The organism is Streptomyces sp. NPDC006265, assembly GCF_040613555.1.
Taxonomy (GTDB): Bacteria; Actinomycetota; Actinomycetes; order Streptomycetales; family Streptomycetaceae; genus Streptomyces.
Map to the genome: position 1 here is coordinate 1 of NZ_JBEXSH010000431.1, position 7,545 is coordinate 7,545.

Consider the following 7,545-nt stretch of genomic DNA (forward strand, 5'->3'; position numbering starts at 1 on the left):
GACCGGGGCCCCTCAGGGTTTCGCGCGCGGGCCCCGCACCGATTCTCCGTATGTTGCATCCGGTTCTCCGGTGCGGGGCCCGCGGCCTTTCCGGGAGCCGGCGCCGACGCGCCGAAAGTCCGCACCTTTCGTTCCTGTTTGTCCGCATCTCCCGTGACACAGCGCACTTTCGGCCACGGATGCGCATGCATCCGGGGGAGTAGGGCAGGCGAACTCGGTCTCTTGGTGACACGCATGTGACACAGAGGCGCTGATCAGGAACGGAAGGCGAAGAGCGATCATGGCGGAAAGTACCGAACTTCAGGCGCGTGAAACCATCCATGCGGGAGGAGAGTGGCGAGCGGCCACCTCCGGGGCCACTCGCGAGATCCTCGACCCCGCGGACGCCCTGCCCTTCGCCGTGGTCGCGGAGGGTGACGATAAGGACACCGATCTGGCGATCGCCGCCGCCCGGCGCGCCTTCGACGAGGGGCCGTGGCCGCACACCCCCGTCACCGAGCGGGCCGCGCTGCTGCGCCGCGTCGCCGATCTCCTCGTGCGGGACCGCGAGAAGCTCGGCCGGCTGGAGGCCCAGGACGCGGGCAAGACCGTAGAGGAGGGCCGCGTCGACATCGACTGTGTCGCCGACGCCTTCCGCTACTTCGCCGACCTGGTCGCCGGCGAGGCACCCGGCCGGGTCGTGGACGCGGGCTCGACCGACATCCACAGCGTCGTCGTGCACGAGCCGATCGGCGTCTGCGCGATGATCACGCCCTGGAACTACCCGCTGCTCCAGGCCAGCTGGAAGATCGCCCCCGCCCTCGCCGCCGGCAACACCTTCGTCATCAAGCCGAGCGAGATCACTCCGATGACGACGATCGCGGTCATCGACCTGCTCGTCGAGGCCGGACTCCCCGCGGGCGTCGCCAACATCGTCACGGGTCCCGGGCATTCGGTCGGCGCCCGCCTGTCCGAGCACCCCGACGTCGACCTGGTCTCCTTCACCGGCGGCCTGGTCAGCGGCACCAAGGTCGCCGAGGCCGCCGCCCCGACCGTCAAGAAGGTCGCCCTCGAACTCGGCGGCAAGAACCCCAACGTCGTCTTCGCCGACGCCTGCGCCACCGAGGAGGGCTTCGACACCGCCGTCGATCAAGCCCTCAACGCCGCCTTCATCCACAGCGGCCAGGTCTGCTCGGCCGGCGCCCGCCTCATCATCGAGGAGTCGGTCCGCGACCGCTTCGTCACCGAACTCGCCCGGCGCGCCGAGAAGATCCGCCTCGGCCGCGGCACCGAGGACGGCGTCGAGTGCGGCCCGCTCGTCTCCGAGCAGCAGCGCGCCAAGGTCGAGATGTACGTCGAGTCCGCCCTCAAGGAGGGCGCGGTGCTGCGCTCCGGCGGCAAGCGCCCCGAGCCGTCCGCGCAGCGCCCGGAGAACGGCTACTTCTACGAGCCGACCGTCCTCGACCACTGCCACCGCGAGATGCGCGTCATCCGGGAGGAGGTCTTCGGGCCGGTCCTCACCGTCGAGACCTTCCGGACCGAGGACGAGGCCGTCGCCCTCGCCAACGACACCGAGTACGGACTCGCGGGCGGCGTCTGGACCGCCGACGCGGGCCGCGCCCGCCGCGTGGCCGGCCGGCTGCGCCACGGCACCATCTGGATCAACGACTTCCACCCCTACCTGCCGCAGGCGGAGTGGGGCGGTTTCGGCAAGAGCGGAGTGGGCCGCGAACTCGGCCCCGCCGGACTCGCCGAGTACCGGGAGACCAAGCACGTCTACCAGAACCTCGCTCCCAAGCCGGTGCGCTGGTTCGCGGGCTGACCCCGTCCCCGCCGGGCCGGCGACCCCCGACCCGGGCTGACCCCCACATCCCGGGCTGACGTCCCCGACCCCCGAGCCCGTTCACTTCATCCCCACTGGAGCAAGTACGCCATGTCCCACACCAGCCACGAGTACGACTATGTCGTGATAGGTGGCGGAACCGCAGGTTCCGTGATCGCCTCCCGCCTGACCGAGAACCCGGACGTCACCGTCGCCCTCATCGAGGGCGGACCCAGTGACGTCGGCCGTGACGACGTGCTGACCCTGCGCCGCTGGATGGGCCTGCTCGGCGGTGAGCTCGACTACGACTACCCCACCACCGAACAGCCACGCGGAAACTCGCATATCCGGCACAGCCGGGCCCGCGTCCTGGGCGGCTGTTCCTCGCACAACACCCTGATCGCCTTCAAGCCGCTGCCGGCGGACTGGGACGAGTGGGAGGCCGCGGGCGCCAAGGGCTGGGGCGCGGTGCAGATGGAGGCGTACTTCGCCCGGCTCAACAACAACATCGTCCCGGTCGACGAGAAGGACCGGAACGCCATCGCCCGCGACTTCGTCGACGCGGCCCAGGAGGCGCTGGGCGTGCCGCGCGTGGAGGGCTTCAACAAGAAGCCGTTCACCGAGGGCGTCGGCTTCTTCGACCTCGCCTACCACCCCGAGAACAACAAGCGGTCCTCGGCGTCGGTGGCCTACCTCCACCCGGTGATGGACGAGCGGCCCAATCTGACGATCCTGCTGGAGACCTGGGCGTACAAGCTCCAGCTGGACGGCAACCGGGCCGAAGGCGTGCACGTGCGCACCAAGGACGGCGAGGAGATCCTCGTCAAGGCCCGGGGCGAGGTCCTGCTGTGTGCCGGCGCCGTCGACTCGCCCCGGCTGCTGATGCACTCCGGCATCGGTCCCAAGGCCGACCTGGAGAAGCTCGGTATCCCCGTCACGCACGACCTGCCGGGCGTCGGCGAGAACCTGCTCGACCACCCCGAGTCGGTCATCGTCTGGGAGACGAACGGACCCATCCCGGAGAACTCCGCGATGGACTCCGACGCGGGCCTGTTCGTGCGCCGCGACCCCGAACAGCCGCACCCCGACCTGATGTTCCACTTCTACCAGATCCCGTTCACGGACAACCCGGAGCGACTGGGCTACCAGCGGCCGGAGTTCGGCGTCTCGATGACCCCGAACATTCCCAAGCCGAAGAGCCGGGGCCGGCTCTATCTGACCAGCGCCGACCCCGAGGTCAAGCCCGCCCTGGACTTCCGTTACTTCACCGACGAGGACGACTACGACGGCAAGACCCTCGTCGACGGCATCAGGATCGCCCGCGAGATAGCCAAGACCGAGCCCCTGGCCGGCTGGCTCAAGCGCGAGGTGGCCCCCGGCCCGGACGTCACCGGTGACGAGGAGCTCAGCGAGTACGCGCGCAAGGTCGCGCACACCGTCTACCACCCCGCCGGCACCTGCCGGATGGGCGCAACCGACGACCGGCGGGCCGTCGTCGACCCCGAGCTGCGCATCCGCGGCCTGGAGGGCATCCGCATCGCGGACGCCTCCGTGTTCCCCACGATGACCACCGTCAACCCGATGATCGGAGTGCTCATGGTCGGTGAGAAGGCCGCCGAGCTGATCGGTGGTGGTTCCCAGTGACCGCGATCCTCGAACCCCCCACGGAGCAGACCATGGACACCACCCCCGTCTTCTCGGTGGAGGGCCTGTGGAAGGTGTTCGGCCCCAAGGCCGACCGCGTTCCCGGCGACCCCGAGCTCACCGCCCTCGACCCCGCCGAGCTGCGCTCCCGCACCGGCTGCACGGCCGCCGTCCGCGACGTCAGCTTCGACGTGCGCAAGGGCGAGGTCTTCGTGGTCATGGGCCTGTCCGGCTCCGGCAAGTCCACGCTGGTGCGCTGTCTGACCCGGCTCATCGAGCCCACGGCCGGCACCATCGCCATCGACGGCGAGGACGTCCGCGCCATGGACCGCTCCCGGCTGCGTGAACTGCGCCGCCACCGCGCCGCGATGGTCTTCCAGCACTTCGGCCTGCTGCCGCACCGCACCGTCGTCGACAACGTCGCCTACGGCCTGGAGATCCAGGGCATGGGCAAGGCCGAGCGGCGCGAGCGGGCCGCCGAGGTCGTCGCGAAGGTCGGCCTGGAAGGCATGGAGCACCGCCGCCCCAGTCAGCTCTCCGGCGGCCAGCGGCAGCGCGTGGGCCTCGCCCGTGCGCTCGCCGTCGACCCCGAAGTCCTCCTCTTCGACGAGCCGTTCAGCGCGCTCGACCCCCTCATCCGGCGCGAGATGCAGGAGGAGGTGATCCGGCTCCACCACGAGGAGGGCCGGACGATGGTCTTCATCACCCACGACCTCCAGGAGGCCCTCAAGCTGGGCGACCGCATCGCCCTGATGCGCGACGGCCGGGTCGTCCAGCTCGGCACGCCCGAGGAGATCGTGGGCTCGCCCGCCGACGACTACGTCCGCGAGTTCGTCCGTGACGTCCCGCGCGAGCAGGTCATGACCGTCCGTACGGCCATGCGCCGCCCGCCGGCCGACCATGACGGCAGCGGACCGGCCGTGCGGCCCGACGCGACGGTCTCCGAGGCGATCGAGGCGGTCGCCCGCGCCCACGCTCCGGCCCGGGTCGTGGACCAGGGCCGATGCGTGGGAGTGGTCGACTCCGACACGCTCCTCGGCGTCGTCGCCGGGACGGAGCAGCCCGCTCCGCCCGGGACGGAGCAGCCCAAGGAGGCGGTCTGATGGCGACCATCACCGCGAACCCGCCCAGGATCGGCCTGCCCGGTCTCCTCAAGCACCGGGCCGTGCACAAGCTGCTGCTGCTCGCCCTCGCCGCCGCGATCCTCGTGCCGTTGGCCAACGCCCGCTGGGCGAGCGGCGCCTGGCCGAGCGCGCTGACCGTCGACTTCTCCGAGCCGCTCGCCAAGGCCAGCGACTGGATCATCGCCAACCGTGACAGCCACCCGCTGTTCCTGTACTTCTTCGGCCACGTCAGCAACGTCGTCGTCATCGCCGTACGGGCCGTCTACCTCACCTTCCTGGCCGTCGGCTGGGCGGGCGTCACGGCCCTGGGCGCGTTGGTCGCCTGGCGCGTGGCGGGTGTGAAGCTGGCCCTCGGCACCGGCGCCGCGTTCCTCGCCTGCGGGCTGCTCGGCATGTGGGTGCCGACCATGCAGACGCTCGCCCTGATGGTCGTCGCGGTCCTCGCGTCGGTCGTCGTGGGCATGCTGCTCGGGCTCGCCGCCGGGCTGTCCGACCGGATGGACCGCGTGCTGCGGCCGGTCCTGGACACCATGCAGGTGCTGCCCGCCTTCGCCTATCTCCTGCCGGTCGTGCTGGTCTTCGGCATCGGCGTCCCGGCGGCAGTTCTGGCCACCGTCATCTACGCCGCCCCGCCCATGGCCCGCCTCACCTCGCTCGGGCTCCGCGGCGCCGACAAGGAGGTGCTGGAGGCCGTCGAGTCGCTCGGCTCCACGGCACGCCAGCGCCTGCTGACGGCCCGGATCCCACTGGCCCGCAAGGAACTCCTCCTGGGTCTCAACCAGACGATCATGATGGCGCTGTCCATGGCCGTCATCGCGGCCGTCATCGGCGCCGGCGGTCTCGGTGACCGCGTCTACCAGGCGCTGGCCTCCGTCGACGTCGGCGCCGCGCTCGCCGCCGGTATCCCGATCGTGCTGCTGGCCGTCGTCCTGGACCGCGTCACCGGCGCGGCCGGGGAGAAGCTCGGCGCCGAACCCGAGCCCCACAGCGGACGCGGCTGGCTCCTCGCCCTCGCCGGTGTCGTCGCCGTGGCGGTCGCCGGGCGGCTCGCGGGCCGGCTCGACTGGCCCGACACCTGGGTCGTCGCCATCGCCGAGCCCGTCAACCGCGTCGTCGACTGGATGACCGCGCACCTGTACTCCGGCGTCCCCGTCATCGGCGGCACCGCAGAGTGGGCCGGCCACTTCACCACCTGGGTCCTCGACCCGATGCGCGACAGCCTGCAGGCGCTGCCCTGGTGGGGGGTGCTGCTGATCGTCGCCGCCCTGGCCTGGGTGATCGGCACCTGGCGCACCGCGCTCACCGCCGTCCTCGCCATGGCCGCGATCGGCGTCCTCGGCGTCTGGAAGCCGTCCCTGGACACCCTTTCCCAGGTCCTGGCGGCCGTCGCCGTCACTCTGGTCGTCGGCTTCGCCGTGGGGATCGCCGCGGCCCGCAGCGACCGTCTGGAGCGGGCGCTGCGCCCGGTCCTCGACGTGTTCCAGACGATGCCGCAGTTCGTGTACCTGATCCCGGTCGTCGCGCTGTTCGGCGTCGGCCGCGCCCCGGCCGTCGCCGCCGCGATCGTCTACGCGCTGCCGGCCGTCGTCCGGATCACCACCCAGGGCCTGCGCCAGGTCGACCCGGCCGCGCTGGAGTCCTCCAGTTCGCTCGGTGCGACCAGCTGGCAGCAGCTGAAGCAGGTGCAGCTCCCGCTGGCCCGCCCGGCGCTGCTGCTCGCCGTCAACCAGGGCCTCGTCCTGGTCCTCGCCGTCGTCGTCATCGGCGGCCTGGTCGGCGGCGGAGCCCTCGGCTACGACGTCGTCTTCGGCCTCGCCCAGGGCGACCTGGCGACCGGTCTGGTGGCCGGCGGGGCGATCGTCTGCCTCGGCCTGATGCTCGACCGGGTGACGCAGCCCACCGAACGCCGCGTGAAGAAGGGAGCGTGACATGCGAGTCCGTACCACTGCCGCGATCGCCGCGGTGAGCTCCCTGGCGCTGCTCACCGGCTGCGGCGCCGCCGACATGACCAAGCAGGCGTCGCCCTTCGCCAACGCGCAGGGCGCCAAGACCGTGACCCTGTCCGTGCAGTCCTGGGTGGGAGCGCAGTCCAACGTGGCCGTCGCCCAGTACCTCCTGGAGCACGAACTCGGCTACCGCGTCGACACCGTCCAGGTCGACGAGGTGCCCGCCTGGGACGCCCTGAGCCAGGGCCGCGTCGACGCGCTCCTGGAGGACTGGGGCCACCCCGAGCAGGAACAGCGGTACGTCAAGGACAAGAAGACGATCGCGCCCGGCGGAGACCTCGGCGTCACCGGCCACATCGGCTGGTACGTCCCGACGTACTTCGCCAAGCAGCACCCGGACGCCACGAACTGGAAGAACCTCAACAAGTACGCCGATCAGTTCCGCACCCCGGAGAGCGGCAGCAAGGGCCAGCTGATGGACGGTTCGCCGTCCTACGTCACCAACGACAAGGCGCTGGTGAAGAACCTGAAGCTGGACTACAAGGTGGTGTTCGCCGGGTCCGAGGCCGCGCAGATCACGCAGATGAAACAGTTCGCCAAGGAGAAGAAGCCCTTCCTCACCTACTGGTACACGCCGCAGTGGCTCTTCGAGAAGGTCCCGATGACCGAGGTGAAACTGCCGCCGTACAAGGAGGGCTGTGACGCCGACCCGGAGAAGGTCGCGTGCGCCTATCCGCACACGCCGCTGCAGAAGTACCTCAACGCGGACTTCGCGGAGAACGGCGGCGAGGCGGCGGCCTTCCTGAAGAAGTTCAAGTGGACGACCGAGGACCAGAACGAGGTCTCCCTGATGATCGCCGACAAGAAGATGACGCCGGAGGACGCGGCGAAGAAGTGGGTGGACAGCCACAAGTCCACGTGGAAGAAGTGGCTGTCCTGACGTCCCCTACGCCAGCCGGCCGGCGATCTCCGGCAGGGCCCGGGCGGCCCGTCGCTGGAGTCCCGGCCCGAAGGTGATCCGGGTGGCCCC

General features: G+C 70.8%; 5 protein-coding genes. All 5 read left to right on the plus strand.

Features of this window, described 5'->3' with window-relative positions:
• Positions 1–280 precede the first annotated feature (280 nt).
• A complete protein-coding gene (locus tag ABZ281_RS29220; RefSeq protein ID WP_356660241.1) occupies positions 281–1,801 on the plus strand; it encodes an aldehyde dehydrogenase family protein in 1,521 nt (506 codons plus the stop codon).
• A 111-nt stretch (positions 1,802–1,912) separates the two neighbouring features.
• The gene (locus ABZ281_RS29225; RefSeq protein WP_356660243.1) at positions 1,913–3,445 is read left to right on the plus strand and encodes a GMC oxidoreductase; all 1,533 of its coding nucleotides are present in this window, start codon (positions 1,913–1,915) and stop codon (positions 3,443–3,445) included.
• 32 nt (positions 3,446–3,477) lie between these two features.
• Positions 3,478–4,548, plus strand: a complete 1,071-nt coding sequence (locus tag ABZ281_RS29230; RefSeq protein WP_356660245.1) for a glycine betaine/L-proline ABC transporter ATP-binding protein — start codon at positions 3,478–3,480, stop codon at positions 4,546–4,548.
• Entirely contained in the window at positions 4,548–6,497 is a 1,950-nt protein-coding gene (locus ABZ281_RS29235; RefSeq protein WP_356660247.1) for an ABC transporter permease subunit, read from the plus strand. Before ABZ281_RS29230 ends, ABZ281_RS29235 begins: the two co-directional genes overlap by 1 nt.
• Position 6,498: 1 nt before the next feature.
• On the plus strand, positions 6,499–7,455 hold the full coding sequence (locus tag ABZ281_RS29240) for an ABC transporter substrate-binding protein (protein WP_356660249.1): 957 nt from the start codon (positions 6,499–6,501) through the stop codon (positions 7,453–7,455).
• Positions 7,456–7,545 lie beyond the last annotated feature (90 nt).